The sequence below is a fragment of the Amycolatopsis benzoatilytica AK 16/65 genome, assembly GCF_000383915.1.
Lineage (GTDB): Bacteria > Actinomycetota > Actinomycetes > Mycobacteriales > Pseudonocardiaceae > Amycolatopsis > Amycolatopsis benzoatilytica.
Map to the genome: position 1 here is coordinate 3,142,684 of NZ_KB912942.1, position 24,427 is coordinate 3,167,110.

Consider the following 24,427-nt stretch of genomic DNA (forward strand, 5'->3'; position numbering starts at 1 on the left):
AGATTGGGTATATGACTCCCCGCATCGCCGCCGCGCCTTTCCTCGCCCTCGGCACCGCGTGCACAGTGGCCGGCGGGCTCGCGTCCGCGGTCATCGCGCCCGCACCGACCCCGCACGGCGCATGGGCGGTCGCGTACCTGGTGCTGGTCGGCGGAGTCGCGCAGACCGGCCTCGGCATCGGGCAGGCGGTGCTCGCACCGCGACTGCCAACCGTCCGGGCGATCGTGGCGCAGGCGGTCGCCTGGAACGCCGGAAATGCCGCCGTGCTAGGCGGAACTCTCGCCGGGATCACGACGATGGTCGACGTCGGCGGCGCGATCCTGGTGCTCGCACTGGCACTGTTCGCGTTCGCGGTGCGCGGCGGCGGGCGGACCGGGCAACGCTGGCTGCGGTACGGGTTCGAAGCGCTGGTCCTGGTGCTGCTCGTCAGCATCCCAGTCGGGCTGGTCCTGGCCCGGATCGGTCCGTCCTGAGTCCGACGTCACCCTCGCCGTCGCCTCCTTTTGCACTAATATTTTCGTGACTACTATTCCGGGAGGTTTCCGTGACCGGTTCGTCCGACGTCTACATCAGCGGCACCAGCACCGATCCGGCGATCCGCGCAGACGGCGCGCTGCGCGCCGAGTCCGCCCGGATTCTCGCCGGATACCGGGAAAAAGCGGCCTTGGTCACCGATCTGCAGCTCGACGGCCCAGCACGAAGCGAGGCCCGCGCGCGGCTCGCCGAGTTCGCTGCCGGCCCGCTGCGCGACTACCTGACCGCGACCGACCGGGTCCTCAACGCGACCGCGGCCGGCGCCGCCCCGACCCGGCTGCTGGTGCGCGCACTGCGGCGGTGGCAGGACGGCGTGCTCGACACCGTCGACGAACTGCTCCGGTCGGACACTTCCGCGCAAGCCAGCCACGCCGCGCAGGCGCTCGACGCGGTGCTGGCCGGGTACCTGGAAGTCGAAACCGCCGTACTGCTGCCCGCGCTGGCCGAGCTCCCCGGCGCCGACTTCCCGCTCCTCGCCGACGACCTGCGCACCCTCCTCCGCGGCGGCAGACTGGAAACGCCGGTCGAACTGGACGTCCGCGAAATCCCGCACGGCACCCGGCATCCGCGAATCTTCGGCCGGTACGCGCGGCTCGCACCCGGCGAGTCGTTCGTGCTGGTGAACAACCACGACCCGAAGCCGCTGCGCCGCGAGTTCGCCGCCACGCACGGAGAAGAGTTCACCTGGGAATACGAGGAATCCGGCCCGGAACGATGGCGCGTCCGGATCGGGCGCGCGGCGGCGCCGGCCTGACCACAGGCTGGCTGGGTGGCCGAAGCCGCGGGTCAGTCAATGCCGGGCGCGGACCGGCTGGGCTGACCTGGCTTCGGCCCAGCCGGTGCGGGTGCGGACCACCGACCGGCAGTTCCTCCCTCGCCGCAACCCATGCCAAGACCTCGACCGGCAGCAGCCACATTCCCCTGGTCCGCCGCCGGTCCGCCTCCGGTGCCGAGTTCCGCGGCACCGGGCTGCCGCGCTGGCCGGACTCCCCCGCCCCGGCCGGCGCGGCCCGCTCGTCACCGGGATCCGCCGCAGCCAACCCGGACCCGCCCGGTCACCCGGGATCCCCCCGCTCGCATCGGCGCGTCCCGCACCATCACAAAATCCGCCGCGACCAACCCGGATCCGCGCCGTCACCGCCGCCGTTTCCCGGTCGGTTTCAGATGTGCCAAGCACAGCGAGGGCTCCACGAACGCCTCCAACCGCTCCGCCGCCAGCGGTGCCCGCACTTCCGCGAGCACGCCGCGCATCAACCCCAGATGCAGCCCGCACACCACGTCCCGGTGCTCCTCCGCCACCTCCCGGAACGGGCAGTGCCGCAGCCGGATCACCGGATGTTCCGCGTCCGCCGCCGGCTCCGGAGCGAACCCCGCTTCATGGAGCACAGCGGACAGCCGCCGCATTGCCTCCGCTGCGTCCACTCGGTGCGTGGGGGCCGGGCGGTCGGCCAGGTACCGGCCCCATGCCTCGCCGGCAGCTTCCGCCGCTTTCCCGGGCTCCGCAACGTTTTCCGCGACCAGACCGGTCAGCATCTCGGCAAGCAGGCGGTAGCTGCGCCGGCCGGCGGCGGTCTCCTCGGCGACCGCCGCGTACACGGTTCGCGGGCGGCCCGGCTGCGTGCGGTCTTCGGATTGCCGCGAGGCGAGTCCGGCGTCGACGAGGCCGTCCAGATGAAAACGGGCCGTGTTGGGGTGCAGCCCGACCGCGGTCGCGATTTCCTGCACCGCGGCCGGCCTGCCGGTTTCCCTCAGCACGGCCAGCACCCGGGCCCGGCTCTCGCCCAGCACGCTGGGGGCGGCCGGGTCGGTCAGCGTCTGCTCGCTCATGACGGTCAGTTTAACCGAACTTTCTAGGAGAAACGCGGCTACTCGGGCTTCGGCAGCCCGGCCACCAGCGGGGTGTCCACCCCGAGGTCGCCCAGCTTCACCGCGCCGCCCGGGCTGTCCAGCGGACCGTCCCGGCCGGGCAGGGTTTCGGCGAAGAAGGCGGCGTTGTCCGCGGCGTAGATCCGCCAGCGGTCCGGCAAGTCGTCCTCGTAGTAAATCGCCTCGACCGGGCACACCGGCTCGCAGGCGCCGCAGTCCACGCATTCGTCCGGATGGATATAGAGCGAACGCTCGCCGACGTAGATGCAGTCCACCGGGCACTCGTCCACACACGCCCGGTCCATCACGTCCACGCACGGCTCGGCGATCACATACGCCATGACCCGCTCCTTCCGGCCAGTTTTCACCAATACTACTCAGCAAAAACCCAGGAACGCGAGCGTGCGCGAAACCCCCGTCCTGATCGCATCGGAGCCGGGTCTCCAGCGCCCGCGCGGCGTGCGCGCCACGCCAAGCCAGCAGGGTTCGCGGCTCAGTGACTCACATACCGGGCAGACGCGTCTCGCAACGCGTCCAGCGCTGCCCGGACGCCGCCGTGCGACTCCTCCCCCGCCCGGCACGCCGCGACGATCGTGCGGTTCAGCACCGGCCGCGTCGCCAGCATCCGGACTCCGTCCGGCACCTGCCCGCGCGCGAGCCGCGGGATGAGCGCGGCTCCGACGTTGCCCGCCACCAGCGCCAGCTGCGTCAGGTAACTCCCGACGGTGCAGCGGATCCGCGGCTCCAGGTCCTGCGAACGCAGCACCTGCATCAGCCATTCGTAACAGCCGGAGCGCCCGGTCCAGCTGATCCACGACACGTCGTCCACTTCCGACAAGTCGACCGTCCGCCGGTGCGCCAGACGATGCCCGGCCGGCAGCGCGAGATCGGCGACGTCGGTGAACAAGGTGACCTGCGCGAGCCCTGGCGGCACCACTGCCGGCCGGGCCGCCCAGCTCTCGAACACCGCCACGTCGAGGTCGCCGACGACCACCATCGGCAGCGTTTGTTCGGCCTCTCCCTCGTCGAGCGTCACGTCAAGGCGCGGGTGCTGTTCGGTGAGCGCCGCCAGCGCGGGCGGCAGCAGTGCGTGCACGCAGGTCGAGATCGATCCGATCCGCAACGGTCCCAGCACGTCCTCGCGCAACCGTTCCAGGTCGGTGCGCGCCTCGGCCAGCTGAGCCAGCACCAGCTCCGCGTGCCCGGCCAGCACCTGCCCGGCCCGGGTCAGCCGCACGCTCCGGCCGCGCGGTTCGAGCAGCTCCAGACCGGCTTCTCGCTCCAGTTTCGCCAGCTGCTGCGACACCCCGGACGGTGTGACGTGCAGCGCCGCCGCCGCGCGGGCGACCGAGCCGTGCTGGGCGACCGCGTGCAGGGCACGCATCCGATCCACACTGAACACAGTAGTGATGCTACCGGTTTTGCCGCACGAACATTCACTTGTCCTTGACAGTTGTCCAGGCTGACCATAGCTGTCATGACCATCGGACTCCCCGACTCGCCCGCGGCCGGCCCGATCGCCGCTCTCACCGGCCGTGCCGACCCGAGGCTGCTGGCCGCCGGCGGCGCTCTCTGCATCGCGCTGACCTCGGTGTTCATCAAGGTCTCCGGGGCGAGCGGCCCGACCAGCGCGTTCTGGCGCTGCGCCCTCTCCCTGCCGTTCCTGGTCGTGCTGGCGTTCAGCGAAGCGCGGCGTACCGGCGAGCGGGCGAGAATCCTGCTGCCGCTGCTGGGCGGTCTCGGACTCGGGCTCGACTTCGTGCTGTGGGGCGAGGCGATCCCGCGCGTCGGTGCCGGGGTCGCGACCATGCTGCTGTCGATCCAGGTGGTGCTCGTGCCGCTGCTGGCGCTGGTCTTCCTGAAGGAACGGCCGGCCCCGCGGTTCAAGTTCGTCGCGCCGGCGCTGTTCGTCGGGATCGTGCTGGCCGGCGGGCTCGTCGGGTCGTCGGCCACCGGCTCGGACCCGGTGCTCGGCGTGGTCTTCGCGCTCGCCGCCGGGGCCGGCTACTCGGTGTACTTGCTGCTGCTGCGGATCAGCAGCGGGCCGTCGACGCAGGTGCGGTCGCTGTCGCTGGCGACGGCGTCCGCGGGCTGCGTTTCGGTCGTCGCGGGCCTGCCGACGCACAAGCTCGACCTGACTCCGGGTCTCGCGTCGCTCGGCTGGTTCGTCGGGCTCGCGCTGATCGGCCAGGTCGTCGGATGGCTGCTGATCGCCGGCGCGCTGCCCCGGCTCGCCGCGTCGACCGGCGCGACGATGATGCTGCTGCAGCCGGTCGGTTCGGTCCTGTTCGGCATCGTGCTGCTCGCCGAGCAGCCGACCCTGCTGCAGCTGGCGGGATGCGTGCTCGTGCTCGCCGCGGTCTGCTTCGCCGGACGCGGCGCGGGACGCTCGCCTCAGCCGTCGGCCAAGCTCAGCCCGGCCGAGTCGAGCAGCCCGCGCGCCATGTCCCTGAACTCGTCCCGGCGGTGATCGACCAGCTCGGCCCCGCCGAGCAGGTCGGCGGCCAGCTCGTCGACCGGCCAGCACACCAGTTTGCCGTGCCGGCCGAGCAGCAGCCCGACGTCGCGGATCCGGTAGAGATCGGCGACGTCGAGCCACGCATACAGCAGGATCTGCCAGAGCCACCGGCCGGCGCGCTCCGGGTCGCCCACGGTCAGCACCGTCTTCACGTCGAGCAGCGTCGCGGTCCCGTCGCCGATGCCGTTCTCCGGGTCGATGCGGCCGAGCAGGAGGTCGCCGTCCGCCCACCCGGGCACGATGGTCGGACCGGCGATCCCGAGCTGCTGTCCTTCCGGCGGCGCTCCGGCGAGCCGGCGCAGCTCCCACAGCGCACCGTTGTCGTGCAAGCGTTTCGCCAGTTCGACCAGTTCGCGCACTTGCTCGTCGCCGGGCAGCGCACGCAGGTCGGCGACCGTGCCGCCGCCGTCGACCACTCTCGCGAGCCGCGGGTCGATCCGGCCGGACCGGTAGATGTCCTCGCACGCGGACAGCACCCAGTTCGTCCGGGCCAGCCCGGCCTCCGCGCCAGGTCCGCCGAGCACCCCCGGCGGGGCGTGCCGCGCTTGGTACCGGCGAGCTCGTTCCAGCAGGTCGCCCCAGAGTTCCTGAGCGCCGGGCAGTGCCGGGCCGTCCGGCATTCCGTCGCCGAGGTCCAGCCAGGTCACCGCGGCCGGCCGGATGCCGACCGCGCGCGCCCGGTACTCCGCGGGCAGGCCGGCATGGGTGGGATAGGCGGCTGCTTGCGCGTGCGCCCACGGACCGTTGCCCCACTGTGCACGCACCATGCCGAGAAGCGCGTAGTACGGCGGCGCCGCCTGCACGAGGTCCGCGATCCGCTGGCCGAACGCCCCGCCGATCTCCGCCCAGTGCTGACGCGGCGGACGGGCCAGCACCGGCCGGACCGGGCGTACTCCGCTGGCCGCCTCTTCCACCCGGCGCGCGGCGGCGGACGTGCCGGTGAACACCCGCGCGCACCAGCGCGCGAGCTTCCCGCCTGGATCGGCCAGTTCGGAAGTCAGCGACACCCGGACAGTATGTCCCGGGCAAGAAACGGCAGCAGCAGATCGAGGAGCTCGCGCGGCCGGTCCAGCGGAATCAGGTGCCCGCACCCGGGCAATACCTGTCCGACCAGGTCGTCGGCGATCGGCCGCAACTGCTTCTCCAGCGCGGCGCCGATCGGGTGTGCGCCGATCGCCATCGTCGGCACCGTCAGCCGCGCCGCGTTCACCTGGCGAACGCTTTCCGGCATCGCGCGGTAGTAGTCGAAGGCGCAGCGGAGCGCGTCCGGACCGGTGTACGCGTCCGTGAACGCGGCCTGGATCTCCGGCGGGACGCCCCGGCCAAGCGTGCCCTGGTCGAGGAACCAGCCGACGTACTCGGCCTCGTGTCCATTGAGGATTGTCTCGGCGAGACCGGGCACCGCGTGAAAACCGAACCACCACGGCGGACCGCCCGCGGGGAAACCGCCGGGCAACGACTCCATCAGCACCAGCCGGCGCACCCGCTCGGGCTCTCGCGCCGCCAGCAGCAGCGCACCGGCCACCGACAAATCGATCGCCACCACCGCGGCGGACGGTTCGCCCAGCGCGTCCAGCAGCGCGCTGAAGTCAGCCGCCGTGGTGCCCGCGTCGAAACCGTCCGCCGGACGGCTGCTCCCGCCGAGCCCGCGCAGGTCCGGCGCGATCACCCGGTACTGCTCGGCGAGCGTGGGAAGGACTTCGCGCCACAGCTGCCAGGTGTGCGGGAACCCGTGCAGCAGCAGCACTGCCGGGCCGCTCCCGGCGACCGCGACGTTCAGCCGGACGCCATTCGCTTCGACCTGGCGGATCATTGGACCTCCTGTGGTTACCATTGGTTACCAACACACGCTAAGAAACCAATGGGCGGGTGCCAAGACGGCACTTTCCCGACAGGTGGTGAGCCCGAGGTGACCCCCTCCGCACGCGGCGATCTGTTCGACCCGGCCTGCCCGACCCGGCGGCTGCTCGACCGGATCGGGACGAAGTGGACGTCGATGACGGTCAAGGTGCTCGCCGAGGCCGCCCCGGACGAAGTCCGGTTCGCCGACCTCCGGCGGCGCGTGCCGGGAGTTTCGCAGAAGATGCTGTCGGTGACGCTGCAAAGCCTCGTCCGGGACGGCCTCGTCGCACGCAGGGTGGAGGATTCGGTGCCGCCGCGGGTGTTCTACCGGCTGACCGCGCTGGGCACGTCGCTGGATTCGGCACTGGCGGTGGTGCGCGAATGGGCGGAGGCGAACATGGCGGCGGTGGATCGGGCCAATCAGCGCGCCGATGGCTGACCTGCTTCCGCAACGGCTGATTCCTGTTCGACCGGCGAAGTCCCGCCGTGACAAGCCGAGCGGCTCCGGCGGCGGCGCGTCACGCAGGCACGCCGCGGGCACCGCCGGGCCGGACCGCCCTGGCCCGGGTACAGTCCCGAGCGTGATCAAGAAGACACTCTCCGCCACCATCGCCGTGATCACGCTGGCCAGCGTCTGCGCGTGTTCCAATCCGACCGGCAAGTCGTGGGCGATCACCTACGAGGTCACCGGCGCCGGGCCGGTCACCGGCATCTCCTACGGCGAGTCCGGCAACCGGTACGAGGACAAGGTCGCGTCGCACGAGCTGACCGGCCCGCTCGGGCTGCCGTGGAAGCAGGACGTGGTCGTCAGCGCCGGGCAACCGGCGTCAGTGACCGCGACGCCGTCGTCGGCCGCGGTGCTCACCTGCCGGATCCTGCTGGACAAGACGAAAGAACTCGCGAAAGCGACCTCCCCGGCCGCTGGCGAGCCGGTGACCTGCAAGCACACCACCGACTCCTGACCTCGCCGCGAGTCCATTGTGGACTTCTCGGGGGCTCCGTCACGGCTTCGCTACCGATAGGTACCCTCGTAGCCTTCGGGTGAACACGAGGTGGCCGCCAGGCGAACGCGGCGGCCGGGCGGGGGCGGCATGGCGAGCACAGGCGGAGCTTCGGGCAGCGCGACCTACGACGCGGTCACCGCGTTCGCGCTGAAGACGCCCGGCTGGGTGCAGGCGCTGATGCTCGCCTACACGTCCTACGGCCTGGTTCTCGTCGCCCCGCTCTTCGGCTGGCTCTGGTGGCGGGCCCGCAAGACGGGCGCCCCGGAGCGGATGGCGGCCGCGCTGCTGGTCCCGGCCGGGACGGTGGCCGCGTATCTGCTCAGCGAACTGGTCAAGGCATTCGTCCACGAACAGCGGCCGTGCCGGGGACTGCCCGCGTCGGCGATCGTCGGCACCTGCCCGGCGGCGGGCGACTGGTCGTTCCCGAGCAACCACTCGACGATCGCGGCCGCGACCGCGCTGGGCGCGGCGTTCGCCTGGCGGCGGGGCGCGCCGTGGCTGGCGCTGTTCGCCGCGTCGATGGGGTTCTCGCGGGTGTTCGTAGGGGCGCACTATCCGCACGACGTACTGATCGGGCTCGCGCTCGGCGCGGGAATGGCGCTGCTGCTCCAGCGGTATGCGGTAGCCCCGGCGACGACGGTCGTCCGGCGGTTCGCCGGGCGTGTGCCATTCGGCCTGCTGGGCGTTTCACCGCAGCCCGCCGCGCCTGGCCAGAGCGGTTTCGAGCCGACGCAGCGGCCGGGTCCCGGATTCGAGACACCGGATGCCCGCCCGGCTCGCGGCACCCGGTCCGGGCAGGCTCGCGGCAACGCTGGCCCGGTTCGCGAAGGCGGCCCGGCTCGACCGGTGCCTGCCCGCGGCCCGGCGGCGCGAGCCGCGAACGGCGCGCCCGTCAACGAGGCCAGCCCGATGCACGCACCCGGCACCGAAGCACCGCCCGCCCGCAGCGTCGACGCCGATCCGCGCCAGCCCCGCAACCGCGCACCAGCTTCCGGCGGCAACGTCCCGCCAGCTCACCACCGCGACGGAACCGCCAACCCGCCGCGCAACCCCAACCCCGGCCGGGCAGGCCGCTCCCAGCAGCCCCGCCCCGCCGGTCCCCCGGCCCGGCCCGCCGGGCAGAGCCCCGCCGGCCAGTCTCCGGAGATCAGCCCGGGAGATCGCCCGTCGCGGCGAACTCCAGGCGCTTCGCGACCGACACCGCCTGGTCGGCGAACCTCTCGTAATAACGGGTGAGCAGGGTCAGCGCGACCGCGGTCCGCTGGCCCTCGCCCCAGCCGGCCGAGGTGATCGTGGCCATCACCCGGGCGTGCAGCGCGTCGACCGTCTCGTCGGCGCGGCTCAGCTCCGCGTAACCGCCGCGGGCCTCGCCGTGCACGAGTCCGGCCAGCCGGTCGGCCATCGCGGACGTGACCTGGCCCAGTTCGGCGAACACCGGCGCCAGGGCGGCGGGCACGGTCGGCTCCGGATGCCCGCGGCGGGCCGCGCCGGCGACGTGCGCGGCCAGGTCGCCCATCCGCTCGAGCTTCTCCGCGCAGTACACCGCGGCCAGCACCGCACGCAGGTCGCCGGCCACCGGTGCCTGCAGCGCGAGCAGCGAATACGCCTCGTCCTCGCAGGCGGCGCGCTGGTCGTCCAGCGCCGCGTCGCCGCTGATGACCTCTTCGGCCAGCGGCAAGTCGATCTCGAGCAGGGCCCGGGTGGCGCGGCGCATCGCCTCGGCCGCGGTCTCGGCCATCGTCGCCAGGCGCCCGTCGAGCTGTTTCAGGTCGTCCTGGAAGCTGTCGCGCATGGTCAGCGACTTTACCGGCGAGCTCCGGCCCAGGCCGCGCCGGCCAGGAACCCGGACTCCTCGGGCGCGGCCAGTTCGTAGCTGTGGCTGCCCTCGTGCCCGCCCAGGACCCGGCAGGACAGGCCTTCGTCGGACTCCGCGCCGCACGTCGAGCGGGTCTCCAGCACCCGGCGGCCGGGCCACCAGCGCAGCCACAGCAGTGGCCCCCCGCCGCGCCCGACCGGGGCGGCGTGCTCGTGGCCGTGTCCGGCCTCCAGCTCGCAGAAGAGCTCGGATTCGGTCCCGCGGACGGCGACACTCCGCAGCATCGAGCGTTCCCGCCCGGTCAGCTCCACCGGTTCGCGGCACAGCGCACCTTCGGCCATGCGGGCCAGCCTAAACGCCCGGCCCCGATCCCGCGCGCAGGACCCGGCCCGCGGAGCAACCCCGCGGGCCGGCCCCAATCAGTCCATTCTGGACCGAAAACCGGTCAGCGCACCCGCTCCAGGAGCGCGAACAGGTTCTCCCAGTGCCGCTTCTCGCCTTCCTCGTGATAGGCCGCCGTGTCCGACATCGTGTAGCCGTGGGTCGCGCCCTCGTAGACCTCCGACTGGTAGGGCACGCCTGCCTCGTCGAGCGCGTTCTCCAGCACCTTGATCTGCTCCGCGGTGATCGACGGGTCCTGGTCGGCGTGCCCGAAGTAGACCTCGCCGGTAATCGACCCGACCGCCAGGTGCGGGCTGTCCGGCGCGTCGGTGGCCAAGCGCCCGCCGTGGAACGAGGCGATCGCCTTCACCCGGTCGGGGAACGCCTCGATCACCCGCAGCGCCTGCGTGCCGCCCATGCAGTACCCGGTGATCACGACCGGGCCCTCGGCGACGCCGTCCTGGCCGGCGAACCAGTCGAGATACTTCTCCGCGTCCCGTTTCATCGAGTCGACGTCGAGACCGGTCAGCAGCGGCATCAGCTTGGCGAACTCCGCCCCGCGCCGCTCCGGGTCCTCCAGCGCGGACATGTCCACCCGCGGCCCGCGGCCGCCGCGGTAGAGCAGGTCCGGAGCCAGCACCGCGTAGCCGGCCTCGGCGATCCGATCGGCCATCTCCTCGATTCGCGGCCGGAGCCCGAACGCGTCCATGAAGAGCAGCACCCCCGGATGCGGTCCGCCGTCCGGCACGACCAGGTACCCCTCCGCGGTCCCGTCACCGGCCGGAACGTCCACCTTCTCCTTGCGCATCCGCTATGTCCTCCCATTGGTTGGTCTTCGTTCCCAACCTATCCCCGCCCCGCATATTCCCCGGTGCTTTCCCCGGCCGCCGTTCGCCGTCCGTGAAGGGCCCCTTCCGGGACTTGGATTCCCTCAAGGGGCCCTTCGCGGACGCGGGCGAGCCAGGGTTTGGAGGCGAGCGACGGCTGCGGCCTTTGAGTCGGCGGCCAGGTGTTCCAGTCCGTCCAGGGCCGGGACGTCGCCTGCTCTGGTGAATTCCGCCGGAACGAACGTGGTGCGGGTCGCGCCCTTGTCGGCCAGGTAGGCGCGCAGGTAGGACTCCTGGAACTCGAAGGATTCCCTGGGGGTGCCCGGGCGGTAGCCGCCGCCTCGGGCGAGGACGACGACAAAATCCTTGTCTGCCAACAGCTTGCGACCGCTGCCGGGCTCGAGGAAGACGCCGGGAAAGCTGATCCGGTCGATCCACGCTTTCAGGGTCGCGGGGATGCCGAAGTTGTACATCGGGACGCCCAGCAGGACGGTGTGCGCGTTCAGGACCTCCGTGATCAGCGGGCGGGTCAGGTGCCATTCCCGCTGTTCCTCCTCGTCCGCGATCAGGGTTTCGATGTCGTCCAGGGACAGCACTCCCTTGCGCTCCACCCGGCGGCCCAGCCGGGCGTATGCCTCGCGCAGCGGCGCGACCGGTTCCGCGGAGACGTCGCGGTGATGCACGGTGCCGCCGGCGGCCAGCCATTGCCGAGCGAACAGGTCGCCCAGCTGCCTGCTTACCGACGCGGCTCGGTCGGCGCTCGAATCCACCCGCAGCAGGGCGGTTACTATGCCAGTCATCGGTTCCTCTCTCGCCTGATCTTCACGGGCCGGCTAATCCCATGACGGATCGAGACGAGAAAAGGTGACCGGATGGACGCATTGGCCAGCCGCTTCCAGGAGGAACGGCCGCGGCTGCACGCGCTGGCCTACCGGATGCTGGGCTCTGCCGCCGAGGCCGAAGACGCCGTGCAGGACGCGTGGCTCCGGCTCGGCCGAGCCGGAGACGTCGGCAACCTCGGCGGCTGGCTGACGACGGTCGTGTCGCGGCTGTGTCTCGACGTGCTCCGGGCGCGGCGGGAGGTGCCGGTCGAGGAAATTCCGGACGCGGCCGGCGGGCGTGAACCCGAGAGCGAGATCGTGCTGGCCGGCGAGGTCGGACGGGCGTTGCTCGTGGTCCTGGACCGGCTCGCGCCGGCCGAGCGGGTGGCATTCGTGCTGCACGATCTGTTCGCGGTGCCGTTCGACGCGGTCGGGCCGATTCTCGACCGGACGCCCGCGACGGCGAAGAAGCTCGCCAGCCGGGCTCGGCTTCGGGTTCGGGGGCCGGAAACAGCGGCCGCCGGGCAAGCCGCGGCGCAACGAGAAGCGGTGGTGGCATTTCTGGCCGCGGCGCGCGGCGGCGACCTGGCGAAGCTGTTGACCATCCTCGCGCCGGACGTCGTCCGCCGGGCGGACCCGGCGACGCTTCCGCCGGGCGCGGTGGCGGTGCTGCGCGGCGCGCAGGCGGTGGCGGAGGGGACGAAGCTGTTCGCCGGGCGGGCGCGGCTGGCGGAGATGGCGCTGGTGGACGGGAAAGCCGGTCTCGTGCTGGCACCGGCCGGGCGGCTGGCGGGCGTGCTCACGTTCGAGGTGCACGACCGCAGGATCGCCGCCTACTCAGTGGTGGTGGCTCCGGATGTGCTGGCCCGCACGGAGATTTCGCTGGCCTAGGCCGGGAACGGCCACGGGTTCGGCTTGCAGACGCGGTGATCGGCGGGGACAGCGCCCTGGTCGCCGCCGGGGATGTCGTTGAGTTTCGCGACGTAGTCGTCGGCGACCCCGAACGACTGCTGCATCATGACCGGAGCGGGAGTGTTGTCGCCGCCGCAGCCGACGTGCAAGTGGCCGAGTGCGTGGCCGACCTCGTGATTGATCGCGTATTCCCGGTACTCGGTCAGGTTGCCGGCGTAGGCCAGCGCGCCGTGCGCCCAGCGGGACAGGTTGATCAGCACTCGCCGTTTGAGGCTGCTGCGATAGCACGACGCTTCGAAGGTGATGTCGAACCCGCACGCGTCGGGGCGATGCGTCGTCGACGGGCTGGTCAGGCTGACCCGGAAGTCCGGTTTCGGATAGGTCGCGTCGACTCGCTGCAGCGACACTTTTCCGTCCTGGGTCCAGCTTTTGGCGTCGGACAGGATGCCTTCGACCGCGGTCGCGAAAGCATCGTCGCCGCTGTAGCTGGACGGGTCGAGGCCGTCTTCGACCTCGATCGTGTAGTGGTAGAGCTTGCCGGCGTCGCCGACGCGCTTGCCGGTGCCCGGGATGATGTGCCAAGTGCCCGCACCGGCCTGGGTGAACGGGCCGCCGCCGGGCAGGGCGGCGGTGTCGGCGGTCAGGTTCTGCGGTTTCGCCGGGGCTTCGTGGACGCTTTGCTCCGGGGCCGGGCCCGGTCCGGCTGGCGCAGCGGCGGCGGGCTGGGCGGGAGTGGAGTTCGCCGGTGAGGCCAGCGAATCGGTGACGACGAGCGCGGTGACCGCGAGCAGCGCCGGGATCACGCCGACCCGCCAGCCGTAAGTGCGCAGGAAGCCGGCGCGCCGGGCTTTGCGTCCGGCGAGCGGGTTCCGGGACGCAGCCAGTGGCTTCCGCTCGGCAGCCGTCCGGCCGGCCTGCGGTTTCGACGGCCCGGCCAACGGTTTCCGCAATGCGGTCAGCGGCTCCCGGCGCTGCTCGGCCACGCACATCCCCCACAAGATTGGCACGAATGAGTCCCAAAGCCAGACGGCTGTGCCCGGGCAAAGGTTGCGCGCGTTCGGCAAGAACCGCGCGAGCAGGGCGCTCGCTGCTGCCGCAGCGCCCCTTGAGCGGGAACTTCCGCCGGTTCCTTCCGAGGCACCGCCACGCCCATCCGGTCGGCGCCAATGTAGTGAGCGGCGTCCCCTGACCTGCGAATTCGGCGGATTCCGCAGCGGCTGTCCGCAGGTGACCGGCGGTGCCGGGCAGGTACCGACCGCTCAGCACATCCAATGGCACTTTATTACGCAGTGATTTCGATAAGATAACGCTGCGGTCGACAGACCGAGTAGTCGGTCGGTCGCCGTGCTGTCATGAGTCCCTCCCCGCCGAGGAATCGCAAGGAGGCGATCCATGGCCGCCACAGCATCCGCCGCCCAGGTCGGGCCCCTACTTCCCGCTCCCGTCGCGAAGGCCCCGCCGCGCGTCGTCGCCACGATGGCGCTCGCCCAGCTCGGACTCTTCTTCGCCCTGCTCACCCCGGTGATGGCCAGTCTGGCGATCAAGGTGCAGACCCTGACCGGGCCGGACGGCGCGGTCGCCGCACTCGGCACGGTCAGCAGCGCCGGCGCGGTCGCGGCGTTCCTCGCCAACCCGGTCTTCGGCCGGATCAGCGACCGCACCACCGGCCGGTTCGGCCGCCGCCGGCCCTGGCTCGTCCTCGGCGCGACCGGTCTGACCGTCTGCCTGGTCGTGATCGCGGTCGCGCACAGCCTGCTGCTCATCGCGATCGCCTGGTTCGTCGGCCAGGCTTTCGCCAACGCCGCGCTCGCCGCGCTGATGGCGACCGTCGCCGACCAGATCCCGATGCGCCAGCGCGGCAAGGTCAGCGGCCTGCTCGGCGTGATGCAGCAGGTCGGCATCCTCGGCTCGGCATACGCCGCGCAGTTCCTCGGCGCCGACCTGTTGCTGCTTTTCCTGATCCCCGGCCTGGTCGGGCTGGCCCTCACCGTGCTGTTCGCCCTCGTCCTGCCGGACCGCCAGCTGCCGCATCGGCCGCCCGCCGACGGCTTCGCGACCGTGCTCAAGACATTCTGGGTCAGCCCGCGCAAGCACCCCGACTTCGCCTGGGCCTGGGTGTCGCGGTTCATGGTCATCCTGGCGTCGTTCCTGTTCACCACCTACCGGCTGCTCTACATGCAGCACGAGCTGTCCCTGACGCTCGCCAAGGCCACCGCGGTGATGGCCACCGGCGTGCTGCTGTACACGATCATGGTCGCGATCACCGGCCAAGCGGCGGGATGGCTGTCCGACCGGCTCCGCCGCCGCAAGCCGTTCGTCGCCGCCGCGACCGTCCTTTTCGGACTCGGCATGGTGCTGCTGGTGCACGCCGACACGATCGGCGGCTTCTACGTCGCGGAGATCGTGCTCGGCGCCGGGTACGGCGTGTACATGGGCGTGGACCTCGCGCTCGTCGTGGACGTGCTGCCGAATCCGGACGACTCCGCCAAGGACCTCGGCGTGCTCAACATCGCCAACGCCGCCCCGCAGGCACTCGCCCCCGCGCTCGGCGCACTGCTCATCGGCGTCGGCGGCGGCCAGAACTACTCCCTGCTGCTCTGGGTGGCCGCCGCCGTGTGCGTGGTCGGCGCCGCCGCCATCCTGCCCATCAAGACGGTCCGCTGAAGGGATCCCATGTCCGAACTCGAGAACCGCCTCGACAAAGCGATCGGCACGCTCGACCTCCCGGCGAAGGTCCGGCTGCTGACCGGGGCCGCGCTGTTCAGCCTGCACGCAGAACCCGCGATCGGACTGCCCGAGATCGCGCTGTCGGACGGCCCGACCGGAGTCCGCGGCAGCCGGTTCGCCGGCGGCGAGGTCGCCTGCCTGCTGCCCAACGCGACCCTGCTGGCCCAGCATTGGCGTCCGGAGGCCGCCGCGGAGGCCGGCTCGCTGCTCGCCGACGAAGCGGTGGCCCAGGACGTCCGAGTGGTGCTCGGCCCGACCGTCAACCTGCACCGCACCCCGCTCGGCGGGCGGCTGTTCGAAGCGTTCAGCGAGGATCCGCTGCTCACCGGCGCGCTCGCGGCGGCGTACGTGAAGGCGTTGCAGGACAAGGGCATCGCCGCGACACCAAAGCACTTCCTGGCCAACGAGTCGGAGACCGACCGGACCACAGTGGACTCGGTGGTCGCCGAACGCGTGCTGCGCGAAGTGTATCTGCTGCCGTTCGAAATGGCGGTGGCCGAGGCGAATCCGTGGGCGATCATGGCGTCCTACAACCGGATCAACGGGGTGCCGGCCACCGAGCACGGCGAATTGGTCGAGGGCGTACTGAAGGGAGAATGGGGCTACGACGGGCTGGTCATGTCGGACTGGTTCGCCACCACCTCCACCGCGGAGAGCGCCAACGGCGGTCTCGACCTCGTGATGCCGGGGCCGGTCGGGCCGTGGGGCGACGCGCTGGTCGCCGCCGTGACGGCCGGGCGGGTTGAAGAGTCCGTTGTGGACGAACACCTTCGGCGGCTGCTGCGGCTGGCGGCCCGGGTCGGTGCTTTCGACGGCCCGGCCGAGCGGCGGCCGGACCTGCCGGCACCGGACAGCCCGGTGCGCCGCGAGCAGTTGCGCCGGCTCGCCGCGGGCGGCATGACGGTGCTGGTCAACCGGGAGCAGACGCTGCCGCTGCCCGCGTCCGGGAAGGTAGTGCTGGTCGGCCGGCACGCCACCGAAACCATCGCGCAGGGCGGCGGTTCCGCGCAGGTCCGGCCACCGCACGTGGTCTCGATCGCGGACGGCCTCACCGCCGCGCTCGGCGCGGACCGGGTCGTGCTCGCCGACGGAGTCGAGGTCCGGGACCAGCCGCTCGCCGCGGCCCCCGGCACGGTGCTCGACCCGGAGACCGGCGCACCCGGCATGCGGCTGACCGCGCGCGACGCGGCCGGCGACGTCGTGGTCTCCCGGCATGTCGACTGGGCGGAAGTCGTTGCCGGAGAAGGCTCCGACGCAGCCTTGGACGGCGCAGCGAGCATCGAACTCAGCGCCCGGCTGAGCAGGTCCGGACGAACCCAGGTCGGCGTCCGCGGTGCCGGGTCGTGGACGTTCACCGCGCCCGGGCACGAGGCACGGCTGCGGCTGGACGCTCCGGGCGGACCCGGCGGCGCGGTGCTGCACCCGCCCGCGCAGACCGTCGATCTCGACCTGGAGCCGAACTCGGTCATCACCGCCGTCACCCCGGGCGAACCGGGGATGCGGGTGCTCGGTCTCGTCGCACGCCAGGCCGCGCTGCCAGCCGCCGCGGCGATCAGCGCGGCGACGCACGCGGTCCGCGACGCGGACCTGGCCGTGGTCGTCGTCGGGCTGACCCAGGAACAAGAAACCGAAGGCGCCGACAAAACCACGCTTGCCCTGCCCGGCGAGCAGGACGCCCTGGTCGCCGCCGTCGCCGCGACTGCCCGGCGCACTGTCGTCGTGGTGAATGCCGCGACACCGGTGCTGATGCCGTGGCTGAACCAGGTCGACGCGGTGCTCTGGGCCGGTTTGCCCGGCCAGGAGGCGGGCGCCGCCGTGGCCGCCGCGCTGACCGGCGAGATCGAGCCCGCCGGCCGTCTCGTCACCACGTTCCCGGCCCGCGACGGCGACGGTCCGGCCTGGTCGCCGGTTCCGGTCGACGGCGCGCTCCCCTACTCCGAAGGCGTCGGCGTCGGCTATCGCGGCTGGCGGACCGAGCCGCTGTTCTGGTTCGGACACGGCCTCGGATACACCGAGTGGAGCTACCACGGAGCGGAAATCACCTCCGGGGCAACGGTGGAAGAGGTCCGCGTCGAGGTCGCCAACAGCGGCGCGCGGGCAGGCCGGGAAACCGTCCAGGTCTACCTGCGCCCGGACGGCGAGCCGGTGCGGCTGATCGGCTGGGCGTCGGTCGAGCTCGCGCCGAGGGAACAGTCGCGCGTCACCGTGCCCTGCGATCCGCGGGTGCAACGGATCTGGACCGGCGACGGCTGGCAGCCGCTCCCGCCGTCCGGAGAAGTCCTGATCGCCCGCGGACTCGGCGACATCCGCATTACGCTGCCCTTGGGCAGCTGACCGCCACCGAGGAGAGCTTGCATGTCGTTCCCGCCCCGCTACCGCACCGCCAGGGCGAAGTCCCGCGGCGAAGCCTCCGGCGAGGCTTCGCGCGAGAAGGCGGTGAAGGTCGCGCTGGAACTGTTCGCCGCTAGCGGGTTCAAGGGGACTTCGATCGCGAAGGTGGCGGAGAAGACCGGCCTGTCGCAGTCCGGTCTCCTCCACCACTTCCCGAGCAAAGCCGCGCTGCTGTCCGCGGTGCTGGAGGAACGCGACGCCGAAGACGGCCAGTTCCTCAGCAGCGCCGGCGAACCCCCGCTCGGCTGGGCGGCGTTCGACTCGCTCGCCGCGCTGGTGGCCCGCAATTCGACCCGGCCGCACCTGGTCGGGCTGTTCGTCCGGCTGTCCGCTGAAGCGATCGAACCCAGCCATCCCGCGCACGAGTGGCTCAAGGACCACTACGCGGGCATCGAAGCGTGGCTGACCGACGCGATCCGGACCGGACAGGAACGCGGCGAGATCCGGGCGGACGCACCAGTGCGGACCATCGTGCACACGACTGTCGCGGTTCTGGACGGGTTGCAGCAGCAATGGCTGCTGAACCCGGATCGGGTTTCGATGGTCGGAGAGTTCGCGGCGCATGTGGAGACGTTGCGGCAGCGGTGGAGCTGAGCCGGAAGCGGGCAGCCGGGCCGACGGCGCAGCAGATCACGTCGAAGATGAGGATCGTCCGACGGTCAGATGCGCGAGCGGCCTCGCAGCGGTGCTCAGAGCTTGTCTCAGTTGACTGAGGTGCCGAGATCGCGCACGGATGGCCGCCTGCCCACCAACTCCACGGGGTCAGCAGACGGCGGGCTCGTAGTTGTCCCGGAACCCGAACGCCCGAGGCGAAGGCCCCTCCGCCCGCAGCAGTTCCAGCCGTTCGACCGCCTCCTCCACCGACGGCAGATGCCCGGCCGGAACCCACCACAGCACCTGGAACGGCGCCTTCGGCAACCGGAACCACTCCGAACGACGGCGCAGCAGGTCCAGGTGCCCGCTGCGGTACACGTAGTCCCACAGCGCGTCTCGGCTCTCCCAGACCGACATGTTCACCAGAACGTCCGGGCCGAGCGTCGTCCGGAGCGAGGTGGCGTCGTTCGCGCCGTCCTCGACCAGCCGCCACACGAACCCCGGCGCGTTGTCCGCGACCTCGTTCAGCGCGTCGAGCATGGAGGTGAAGCCGTCCATCCGAGGGTCGTCGAGCGGGAAGTTCAACGCGCCCACGTTCAGCTGGGCGAGGCGGGGTCCGGTCATGCCCTCACTTCACCATCGCCGGATCTCTATGTCAATGATCGTTGTTTTTAGAATGTTCGACCGCGACGCAGCACAGTCCCGGCCGCGGGTCCATCCGCGCTCGCAGGCCGGGCGCGCCGTCGAGAAGTCCTTCCAGCAGCGCCAGGTTCATGCCGCAGACCAGCCCCGGATGCCGTTGCGAGAGGACCTGGAACGGGCAGTTGGCCAGCCGCAGCACGTCGCCGTCCGGGCGCGGTTCGTAGCCGCGGCCCGCCAGTACCGCCGCGGCGGCGGAGAGATCCCCGACCGGCTGGGCGGCCGCCCGGCCTTCCCGCCGGGCGGCGGCTTGCAGCGCGGTGTCGAGCCGGGCCACCTCGGCGACCTCGGCCAGCAGGTCGGCGGCAGTACGGTAATCCCGCTCCGGGACCGAGAACTGCAGCTCGGCGCCGGACCGCCGGTACAGCTTGGCGGGCCGCCCGGCACCGGGGCCGGACTGCCCGCCGAGCCGCCGGCTCTCGGTCTCCAGCAGGCCGGCATCGACGAGTTTGTCCAGGTGGAACGCGGCGAGCGTGCGCTGGACGCCGACCGCTTCGGCCGCGTCGCTCCGGCTCACCTCGCCGCGCTGGGCGACGACGTATTCGTACAGCCGCCGGCGGACCGGATCCTGCAGGACGGCGATCGCCTCGATGTCTTCCACCCGGTCATTCTAAGAACAACGAGGCTGCCCGATAGAAGCCGCTACTTCTTGAGCCGCCGGCTCCCGGCGTGCCAGTCCTGCTCCTGGCCCGCCTCGCCGGGCGCGACGCCGAACGACGGCAGCTGCGGCATCTCCCGCAAGCTCCGCTTCAGCTCGGCGAAGCCGCCGAACGAGGCCAGCCCGACCACGTGATCCCACAGCCGCACCGCTTCCTCGTCGGACGGCAGGCGGCTGATCACCGGCCCGAAGAACGCGACCCCGGCGGGCGGCCGGAAGTGCAGGATGGGCGTGCCGACGTCTTTTCCGGTCAGCGACAGAGCTTCGTCGGTCTCGCGCTGGATCTCGGTGTCCCAGCTCTCGTCGTCCACCGCGGCGGCGAACGACGCAGGCAAGCCAGCACGTGTCAAAGCCGCTTCGGCAGCTTCTCGACTGCCTTGCGCGGCACGCGCTTCCGCGGTGTTCTCAACCAAACCGCGCTCGAAGTTCTGTTCCCCCAGCGCTTCGTACAGCGGACCGATCGGTTCGCGACCCTCCGACGCGCGCACGGCCGCCGCGACCCGCAGCAGCCGGAGACCGGTGGTGTGCCCCGCCTCGTACTCCGGCGGGAAGTGCGTCGAGTAGTCGAGATGCGCGTTCAGCAGGCGCAGCGAGATGAACCGCCAGTCGACGGCGTATTCGCGCTGCCGGGAGACTTGCCGGACCCATTTGCTGGTCATCCACGCGAACGGGCACGTCGGATCGAAGTAGAAATTCAGCTCAGCATCGGCCATGGCGACAGCGTACGACCGATCCGCGCGAGAAGTTCACGATGTGGACTCCAGCCACGGCACGACCGCGCGAACGAACCCGTCCGGGCTCGTCATCGGACGGCCGTTCATGCACGCGACCAGGTGTTCCACCCCGAGCAAGGCGTCCCACGTGCGAGCCCGGCGGTACGTCTCGGCCGGAACGGCGCGCCGGACGGTTTCCCAGCCGTGCCAGGACATCAACGCCGCGTCCAGAGCCGGATCGCCGGGCATGGCCAGGTCCCAGTCGAGGATGCCGAGCAGCTTGCCGTCCGGCGACCAGTGGATGTTGGACCCGGACAAGTCGCCGTGCACCAACGCGTCCGGGACGGGTTCGAGCGCCAGCGCGGCGTCGAGCCGGCGCCGAACCTCGTCCCGCCACCGGGACGGCAGGCGCGAGACGATGTCCGTCTCGATGATCTCCGACCAGTGCCGACCTTCGGGGCGGCCGTCCAGCACAGTCAGCAGGTCGTCGTCGAGCGGCACCGACCGGACGGCCTCCAGCGCCTCGGCGATCTGTGCGACCGACCCGGTGCCCGCGGGCAGCCCGGCTCCGTCGATCCACGAAACGGCGACCGCGGCCCGGTCGCCGAACATCGTCACCGGCGTCAACGGCTCCGGAACCCGAAACGGCAGGCCGCCGGATGCCAGCCGGCGCAGCGTTTCCACCCGCCGGGGCATCGTCGCGGCGGCCAGCGGGCGTTTGCTGACCCGGACCGCCGCGACGCCCGGAATCAGGAGCACGTCGTGGATGTTGCCGTCGGGCGCGCGGACTGCCCGGTCCAGCCGGGCGCCGGGCAGCAGCGCGGCGGCGATCTCCAGAAGGTCGTCCACGGGATTCCTGTTCCGCAGCAGAGAGAGCCGGCCGTCAAGCCCTTTTGCGGCTCCGGCCGCCGTCGGACAGTTCGCGCTGATGCTCGACCGCCAGCTGGACGATGTGCCGCACGTGCGGGTCCTCCAGCACGTAGATCTGCCGCTTCCCGTCCCGCCGGGCGCGGACCAGCCCGGCCAGCTTCAGCTTCCCCAGATGGTGGCTCGCGGTCGGCACAGTCTGCCCGGTCTCCTCGGCCAGCGTCCCCACGTCGCGCTCGCCGTGCGACAGCAGCCACAGCAGGTGCAGCCGCACGGTGGCGGACAACAGGCCGAAGGTCGCGGCGGCGTCCTGCAGGAGGTCGGCCGGGAGCGGTTCGGGCGCGGCCGGCTCCAGCGGGACCGGGCCGGGCGGCGGAGGTTCGGGCGGGGTGGGCACGGCGGACATCCTCTCGGGTGGGACCCCAGGGTGACTTAGCCCCCATCACTTGCACAACCGTTTGACTGTTTTCGTGATCTGCGCTCTACTGATCCCGGCCCCGCCGACCTGGTCTTGCGAAGGAGGTGAGCCGGGTGACCGGCGAAGGAAGTAGTCGCGACCGCACGGGAATCCGGCCTGCCGCCAGCGCGGAGTAGGTCCGGGCTGCCCGCGCGGTCTGCTGGCGTTCAGCTGCGACCTCGAGGGACGAGGACCTCCGATGACCCGCTTTCCCGCCCTGCGCGCCCACGGCGACGCGCCGGTGCTCACCGTCTTCCGCAACCTGGACAGCTCGCCGAAGGGCCTGACCGAGGACGACGCGGCCGACCGGCTGCGCCGCTACGGCGACAATCGCGTCGCCGCCACCCGCACGCACCGGCTGCCCACCCGCGTCTGGGCCGCGGTCCGGAGCCCGTTCGTCGCGCTGCTGACCGTGCTCGGCGCGGTGTTCACCGGAGTCGGCGATCTCCGCGGCGCGATCACCGTCGGCACCATGGTCGCGCTCAGCATCGGCCTGCGCTACTGGCAACAGGCTCGGTCCGAGCGCGCGATCAGCGCGGTCCGCGACCAGATCACCACCACGGTCACCGTGCGCCGGCGCGCTGCCGCGGGGTTTCCGGCCAACGAGCGCGAAGTGCCCACCGCCGATCTGGTTCCCGGCGATGTCGTCTTGCTCGGGCCCGGCGACGTGATCCCGGCCGACGTCCGCATCGTCACCGCGCACGATTTCGTCGTGGACCAGTCCGCGCTGTCGGGTGAGGCGCTGCCGGTCGCGAAGCGAGCGCCGGAACTGGGCGCCCGCGAGAACCACGAACTGGTCGAGACCCCCGCGCTCGCGTTCGCGGGGACGTCGGTGGTCAGCGGCACCGCCACCGCGGTCGTCGCCGCGACCGGAACGGACACCTACTTCGGCGCGCTGGCCCGGGAATCCGCTCAACCGCGCACCGAATCCAGCTTCGACGCCGGCGTCCGCCGGGTCGGCTGGACGCTCGTGCGGTTCATGCTCGTGATGGTGCCGATCGTGCTCGTCGTCAACGGCACGGTGACCGGCGACTGGGCGCAGGCCGGGATGTTCGCGGTCGCCGTCGCGGTCGGGCTCACCCCGGAAATGCTGCCGGTCATCGTCACGACCAACCTCGCCCGCGGCGCCGCCGCGCTCTCCCGGCGGAAAGTCATCGTCAAGCGGCTCAACTCGATCCAGGACCTCGCCGCGATGGACGTGCTGTGCGTCGACAAGACTGGCACGCTCACCGAGGACCGGATCGCCTACGCGCACAGCGTCGACTACTCCGGCAGCCCGGACGGCGAAGCCGCCGAGTACGCCGGGCTCGCCGTGCGGTTCCAGACCGACCAGAGCGACCGGCTGGACGACGCCATCGCGACGCTGTTCGAAGAGGACCCGGTCGCCGACGCGTTGTTCGCCGGGGTCGCCGAGATCGGTTTCGACCACACGCGCCGCCGGGCGAGCGTCGTCGTCCGGCGCGCTGGCGAGCACCTGCTGATCAGCAAGGGCGACCCGGACGAAATCCTCCCCCGGTGCAGCCATGCCCGGCGCGACGGCGTCGTCGTCGATTTCGACACGGCGGCGCGGACCGGCGCCAACGAGCTGGTGCGCGCATACGCAGAACACGGCATGCGAGTGCTCGCGGTCGCGGCCCGGGAAGTCCCGCGCCGGCTCGGCGGATATGACGAGACCGACGAGAACGAAATGGTCCTCGTCGGTTTCGTGGGATTCGTGGACCCGGTCCGCGAGGGCGTCGTCCAGGCGGTGAAAATCCTTGGCGAGCAAGGTGTCGCGCTGAAGGTGCTCACCGGGGACAACCGGCACGTGGCCGAGCGCGTCGCGGATCAGGCCGGGATCCCCGTCGGCACCGTGGTCCAAGGGCGCGAGATCGAGGCGGCGGACGACGCTGAACTGCGCAAAATCGTCAACGACACCAATGTTTTCGCGAAGCTGACGCCAGCGCACAAGGCCCGGGTGGTCACCGCGTTGCGGGAGAACGGCCATGCGGTCGGCTTCGTGGGCGACGGAGTCAACGACGTTACCGCGCTGCGCACCGCCGACGTCGGGATCGCGCCCGACACCGCGACCGACGCCGCCAAGGACGCGGCAGACCTCGTGCTGCTCGAACGCGACCTCGGCGTGCTGGCGCGCGGCGTGGCGGAAGGACGGCGGACGCTCGGCAACACGCTGAAGTACGTCAACATCACCGCCGCGTCGAACTTCGGCAACGTGCTGACCGTGCTGGCGGCGAGTGCGTTCCTGCCGTTCCTGCCCATCCTGCCGATCCAGCTCGTGGTATCGAACCTGCTCTACGACCTGGCGCAGCTCGCGCTCGCCTGGGACCGGGTGGACGAGGACTACCTCGGCCGTCCGCGCCGCTGGGACGCGCGCGGGCTGACCGGTTTCATGCTGGTGTTCGGGCCGCTGTCGTCGCTGTTCGACCTGGCCACGTTCGCCGTGCTGTGGCACGTGTTCGGGGCCGGGGCGGACCCGCTGCTGTTCCAGACCGGCTGGTTCGTCGAGGGCTTGCTCTCGCAGCTGCTCGTCGTGCTCGTGCTGCGTGGCCGCTCGCTGCGGCCCAGCCGTCCGGTCGTGCTGGCGACCGCGACCGCCGCGCTGGCCGGGCTGCTGGTGCCGCTGTCCCCGCTTGCCGGTCCGTTGCGGATGCAGGCGCTGCCCGCCGCGTACCTGGGATGGCTGGCACTGGTGCTGGCCGGCTACGCACTGGCCGCCCAAGTGGCGAAACGCGGCTATTCCCGCCACCGTACGTGGTGGTGAGCTTCGCTTTTTCCGACCATTTCTGAACTTTCGGCAACG

Annotated in this window: 26 protein-coding genes; 11 read left to right on the forward strand and 15 right to left on the reverse strand. The window is 71.6% G+C overall.

The window, feature by feature from the left end; translation table 11 throughout:
• The first annotated feature begins 11 nt into the window (after positions 1–11).
• Entirely contained in the window at positions 12–473 is a 462-nt protein-coding gene (locus AMYBE_RS41700) for a hypothetical protein (protein WP_020660085.1), read from the forward strand.
• Positions 474–544: 71 nt separating this feature from the next.
• Entirely contained in the window at positions 545–1,288 is a 744-nt protein-coding gene (locus AMYBE_RS0114365) for a DUF2249 domain-containing protein (RefSeq protein WP_020660086.1), read from the forward strand.
• A 380-nt stretch (positions 1,289–1,668) separates the two neighbouring features.
• Here the strand turns inward: AMYBE_RS0114365 and AMYBE_RS0114370 are convergent, their stop codons facing one another.
• The 3 genes from AMYBE_RS0114370 to AMYBE_RS0114380 form a co-directional block, all read right to left on the reverse strand.
• On the reverse strand, positions 1,669–2,361 hold the full coding sequence (locus AMYBE_RS0114370) for a helix-turn-helix transcriptional regulator (RefSeq protein WP_020660087.1): 693 nt from the start codon (positions 2,359–2,361) through the stop codon (positions 1,669–1,671).
• Positions 2,362–2,399: 38 nt separating this feature from the next.
• Positions 2,400–2,741 (reverse strand): ferredoxin, encoded by a 342-nt coding sequence (gene fdxA, locus AMYBE_RS0114375; protein WP_020660088.1) that lies wholly within the window; start codon positions 2,739–2,741, stop codon positions 2,400–2,402.
• Between the two features lie 152 nt (positions 2,742–2,893).
• Positions 2,894–3,784, reverse strand: a complete 891-nt coding sequence (locus AMYBE_RS0114380) for a LysR family transcriptional regulator (protein WP_020660089.1) — start codon at positions 3,782–3,784, stop codon at positions 2,894–2,896.
• Positions 3,785–3,877: 93 nt separating this feature from the next.
• Between AMYBE_RS0114380 and AMYBE_RS0114385 the strand changes: the two genes are divergently transcribed.
• Positions 3,878–4,870, forward strand: coding sequence for a DMT family transporter (locus AMYBE_RS0114385; protein ID WP_020660090.1), 993 nt, complete (start codon positions 3,878–3,880; stop codon positions 4,868–4,870).
• Here the strand turns inward: AMYBE_RS0114385 and AMYBE_RS0114390 are convergent.
• Together AMYBE_RS0114390 and AMYBE_RS0114395 are read right to left on the reverse strand one after the other, a co-directional pair.
• A complete protein-coding gene (locus tag AMYBE_RS0114390; protein WP_020660091.1) occupies positions 4,795–5,925 on the reverse strand; it encodes a hypothetical protein in 1,131 nt (376 codons plus the stop codon). The genes AMYBE_RS0114385 and AMYBE_RS0114390 overlap by 76 nt on opposite strands.
• Positions 5,916–6,731: an alpha/beta fold hydrolase gene (locus AMYBE_RS0114395; protein ID WP_020660092.1), complete on the reverse strand. Its 816-nt coding sequence runs from the start codon at positions 6,729–6,731 to the stop codon at positions 5,916–5,918. Before AMYBE_RS0114395 ends, AMYBE_RS0114390 begins: the two co-directional genes overlap by 10 nt.
• Positions 6,732–6,827: 96 nt before the next feature.
• Here AMYBE_RS0114395 and AMYBE_RS0114400 point away from each other — a divergent pair, with 96 nt between their 5' ends.
• The 3 genes from AMYBE_RS0114400 to AMYBE_RS43375 all read left to right on the forward strand — a co-directional run bounded on the left by AMYBE_RS0114400 (position 6,828) and on the right by AMYBE_RS43375 (position 9,000).
• Positions 6,828–7,199, forward strand: coding sequence for a winged helix-turn-helix transcriptional regulator (locus AMYBE_RS0114400; protein WP_020660093.1), 372 nt, complete (start codon positions 6,828–6,830; stop codon positions 7,197–7,199).
• Between the two features lie 142 nt (positions 7,200–7,341).
• On the forward strand, positions 7,342–7,722 hold the full coding sequence (locus AMYBE_RS0114405; RefSeq protein ID WP_020660094.1) for a hypothetical protein: 381 nt from the start codon (positions 7,342–7,344) through the stop codon (positions 7,720–7,722).
• Positions 7,723–7,851: 129 nt separating this feature from the next.
• Positions 7,852–9,000, forward strand: a complete 1,149-nt coding sequence (locus AMYBE_RS43375; protein WP_020660095.1) for a phosphatase PAP2 family protein — start codon at positions 7,852–7,854, stop codon at positions 8,998–9,000.
• Here AMYBE_RS43375 and AMYBE_RS0114415 read toward each other — a convergent pair.
• The 4 genes from AMYBE_RS0114415 to AMYBE_RS0114430 form a co-directional block, all read right to left on the reverse strand.
• Positions 8,912–9,556: a phosphate signaling complex PhoU family protein gene (locus tag AMYBE_RS0114415; RefSeq protein ID WP_020660096.1), complete on the reverse strand. Its 645-nt coding sequence runs from the start codon at positions 9,554–9,556 to the stop codon at positions 8,912–8,914. The genes AMYBE_RS43375 and AMYBE_RS0114415 overlap by 89 nt on opposite strands.
• A gap of 11 nt (positions 9,557–9,567) precedes the next feature.
• Positions 9,568–9,921 carry a hypothetical protein gene (locus tag AMYBE_RS0114420; protein ID WP_020660097.1) on the reverse strand — a complete coding sequence of 118 codons (354 nt, stop codon included), beginning with the start codon at positions 9,919–9,921 and terminating at the stop codon, positions 9,568–9,570.
• 104 nt (positions 9,922–10,025) lie between these two features.
• Positions 10,026–10,769 (reverse strand): dienelactone hydrolase family protein, encoded by a 744-nt coding sequence (locus tag AMYBE_RS0114425; RefSeq protein ID WP_020660098.1) that lies wholly within the window; start codon positions 10,767–10,769, stop codon positions 10,026–10,028.
• A gap of 123 nt (positions 10,770–10,892) precedes the next feature.
• On the reverse strand, positions 10,893–11,588 hold the full coding sequence (locus tag AMYBE_RS0114430) for an FMN-dependent NADH-azoreductase (RefSeq protein ID WP_034286988.1): 696 nt from the start codon (positions 11,586–11,588) through the stop codon (positions 10,893–10,895).
• Positions 11,589–11,660: 72 nt separating this feature from the next.
• Here AMYBE_RS0114430 and AMYBE_RS0114435 point away from each other — a divergent pair, with 72 nt between their 5' ends.
• A complete protein-coding gene (locus AMYBE_RS0114435; protein WP_020660100.1) occupies positions 11,661–12,500 on the forward strand; it encodes a sigma-70 family RNA polymerase sigma factor in 840 nt (279 codons plus the stop codon).
• Here AMYBE_RS0114435 and AMYBE_RS0114440 read toward each other — a convergent pair.
• The gene (locus tag AMYBE_RS0114440; RefSeq protein ID WP_084470006.1) at positions 12,497–13,510 is read right to left on the reverse strand and encodes a DUF3152 domain-containing protein; all 1,014 of its coding nucleotides are present in this window, start codon (positions 13,508–13,510) and stop codon (positions 12,497–12,499) included. The two genes, AMYBE_RS0114435 and AMYBE_RS0114440, sit on opposite strands and share 4 nt — an antisense overlap.
• A 403-nt stretch (positions 13,511–13,913) precedes the next feature.
• Here AMYBE_RS0114440 and AMYBE_RS0114445 point away from each other — a divergent pair, with 403 nt between their 5' ends.
• The 3 genes from AMYBE_RS0114445 to AMYBE_RS0114455 are packed head-to-tail and all read left to right on the forward strand — an operon-like array spanning position 13,914 to position 18,233.
• A complete protein-coding gene (locus tag AMYBE_RS0114445) occupies positions 13,914–15,185 on the forward strand; it encodes an MFS transporter (protein WP_020660102.1) in 1,272 nt (423 codons plus the stop codon).
• 9 nt (positions 15,186–15,194) lie between these two features.
• Entirely contained in the window at positions 15,195–17,582 is a 2,388-nt protein-coding gene (locus AMYBE_RS0114450) for a glycoside hydrolase family 3 protein (RefSeq protein WP_020660103.1), read from the forward strand.
• 21 nt (positions 17,583–17,603) lie between these two features.
• The gene (locus AMYBE_RS0114455; protein ID WP_020660104.1) at positions 17,604–18,233 is read left to right on the forward strand and encodes a TetR/AcrR family transcriptional regulator; all 630 of its coding nucleotides are present in this window, start codon (positions 17,604–17,606) and stop codon (positions 18,231–18,233) included.
• Positions 18,234–18,401: 168 nt separating this feature from the next.
• On the opposite strand, the gene AMYBE_RS0114460 is transcribed toward AMYBE_RS0114455, so the two are convergent.
• Genes AMYBE_RS0114460 through AMYBE_RS0114480 form a run of 5 tightly spaced genes read right to left on the reverse strand, consistent with a single transcriptional unit; the run spans position 18,402 to position 21,576 of the window.
• Entirely contained in the window at positions 18,402–18,857 is a 456-nt protein-coding gene (locus AMYBE_RS0114460) for a DUF3291 domain-containing protein (RefSeq protein ID WP_020660105.1), read from the reverse strand.
• A gap of 31 nt (positions 18,858–18,888) precedes the next feature.
• Positions 18,889–19,533 carry a helix-turn-helix transcriptional regulator gene (locus tag AMYBE_RS0114465; RefSeq protein WP_020660106.1) on the reverse strand — a complete coding sequence of 215 codons (645 nt, stop codon included), beginning with the start codon at positions 19,531–19,533 and terminating at the stop codon, positions 18,889–18,891.
• A gap of 41 nt (positions 19,534–19,574) precedes the next feature.
• Positions 19,575–20,303, reverse strand: a complete 729-nt coding sequence (locus tag AMYBE_RS0114470; RefSeq protein ID WP_020660107.1) for a mycothiol-dependent nitroreductase Rv2466c family protein — start codon at positions 20,301–20,303, stop codon at positions 19,575–19,577.
• Between the two features lie 33 nt (positions 20,304–20,336).
• Positions 20,337–21,152 (reverse strand): phosphotransferase family protein, encoded by an 816-nt coding sequence (locus AMYBE_RS0114475; protein ID WP_020660108.1) that lies wholly within the window; start codon positions 21,150–21,152, stop codon positions 20,337–20,339.
• Positions 21,153–21,186: 34 nt separating this feature from the next.
• A complete protein-coding gene (locus AMYBE_RS0114480; RefSeq protein WP_020660109.1) occupies positions 21,187–21,576 on the reverse strand; it encodes an ArsR/SmtB family transcription factor in 390 nt (129 codons plus the stop codon).
• Between the two features lie 250 nt (positions 21,577–21,826).
• On the opposite strand from AMYBE_RS0114480, the gene mgtA reads away from it, so the two are divergent.
• A complete protein-coding gene (mgtA, locus tag AMYBE_RS0114485; protein WP_020660110.1) occupies positions 21,827–24,388 on the forward strand; it encodes a magnesium-translocating P-type ATPase in 2,562 nt (853 codons plus the stop codon).
• Positions 24,389–24,427 lie beyond the last annotated feature (39 nt).

What these genes read in the sequence shown, in the direction of transcription:
- AMYBE_RS43375 (WP_020660095.1), top strand. Translation starts at nt 7,852, where the DNA reads ATGGCGAGCACAGGCGGAGCTTCGGGCAGCGCGACCTACGACGCGGTC.
- AMYBE_RS0114470 (WP_020660107.1), bottom strand. Translation starts at nt 20,303, where the DNA reads ATGGCCGATGCTGAGCTGAATTTCTACTTCGATCCGACGTGCCCGTTC.
- AMYBE_RS0114370 (WP_020660087.1), bottom strand. Translation starts at nt 2,361, where the DNA reads ATGAGCGAGCAGACGCTGACCGACCCGGCCGCCCCCAGCGTGCTGGGC.
- mgtA (WP_020660110.1), top strand. Translation starts at nt 21,827, where the DNA reads ATGACCCGCTTTCCCGCCCTGCGCGCCCACGGCGACGCGCCGGTGCTC.
- AMYBE_RS0114430 (WP_034286988.1), bottom strand. Translation starts at nt 11,588, where the DNA reads ATGACTGGCATAGTAACCGCCCTGCTGCGGGTGGATTCGAGCGCCGAC.
- AMYBE_RS0114460 (WP_020660105.1), bottom strand. Translation starts at nt 18,857, where the DNA reads ATGACCGGACCCCGCCTCGCCCAGCTGAACGTGGGCGCGTTGAACTTC.
- AMYBE_RS41700 (WP_020660085.1), top strand. Translation starts at nt 12, where the DNA reads ATGACTCCCCGCATCGCCGCCGCGCCTTTCCTCGCCCTCGGCACCGCG.
- AMYBE_RS0114480 (WP_020660109.1), bottom strand. Translation starts at nt 21,576, where the DNA reads ATGTCCGCCGTGCCCACCCCGCCCGAACCTCCGCCGCCCGGCCCGGTC.
- AMYBE_RS0114435 (WP_020660100.1), top strand. Translation starts at nt 11,661, where the DNA reads ATGGACGCATTGGCCAGCCGCTTCCAGGAGGAACGGCCGCGGCTGCAC.
- AMYBE_RS0114425 (WP_020660098.1), bottom strand. Translation starts at nt 10,769, where the DNA reads ATGCGCAAGGAGAAGGTGGACGTTCCGGCCGGTGACGGGACCGCGGAG.
- AMYBE_RS0114380 (WP_020660089.1), bottom strand. Translation starts at nt 3,784, where the DNA reads ATGCGTGCCCTGCACGCGGTCGCCCAGCACGGCTCGGTCGCCCGCGCG.
- AMYBE_RS0114440 (WP_084470006.1), bottom strand. Translation starts at nt 13,510, where the DNA reads ATGTGCGTGGCCGAGCAGCGCCGGGAGCCGCTGACCGCATTGCGGAAA.
- AMYBE_RS0114415 (WP_020660096.1), bottom strand. Translation starts at nt 9,556, where the DNA reads ATGCGCGACAGCTTCCAGGACGACCTGAAACAGCTCGACGGGCGCCTG.
- fdxA (WP_020660088.1), bottom strand. Translation starts at nt 2,741, where the DNA reads ATGGCGTATGTGATCGCCGAGCCGTGCGTGGACGTGATGGACCGGGCG.
- AMYBE_RS0114420 (WP_020660097.1), bottom strand. Translation starts at nt 9,921, where the DNA reads ATGGCCGAAGGTGCGCTGTGCCGCGAACCGGTGGAGCTGACCGGGCGG.
- AMYBE_RS0114385 (WP_020660090.1), top strand. Translation starts at nt 3,878, where the DNA reads ATGACCATCGGACTCCCCGACTCGCCCGCGGCCGGCCCGATCGCCGCT.
- AMYBE_RS0114455 (WP_020660104.1), top strand. Translation starts at nt 17,604, where the DNA reads ATGTCGTTCCCGCCCCGCTACCGCACCGCCAGGGCGAAGTCCCGCGGC.
- AMYBE_RS0114395 (WP_020660092.1), bottom strand. Translation starts at nt 6,731, where the DNA reads ATGATCCGCCAGGTCGAAGCGAATGGCGTCCGGCTGAACGTCGCGGTC.
- AMYBE_RS0114445 (WP_020660102.1), top strand. Translation starts at nt 13,914, where the DNA reads ATGGCCGCCACAGCATCCGCCGCCCAGGTCGGGCCCCTACTTCCCGCT.
- AMYBE_RS0114450 (WP_020660103.1), top strand. Translation starts at nt 15,195, where the DNA reads ATGTCCGAACTCGAGAACCGCCTCGACAAAGCGATCGGCACGCTCGAC.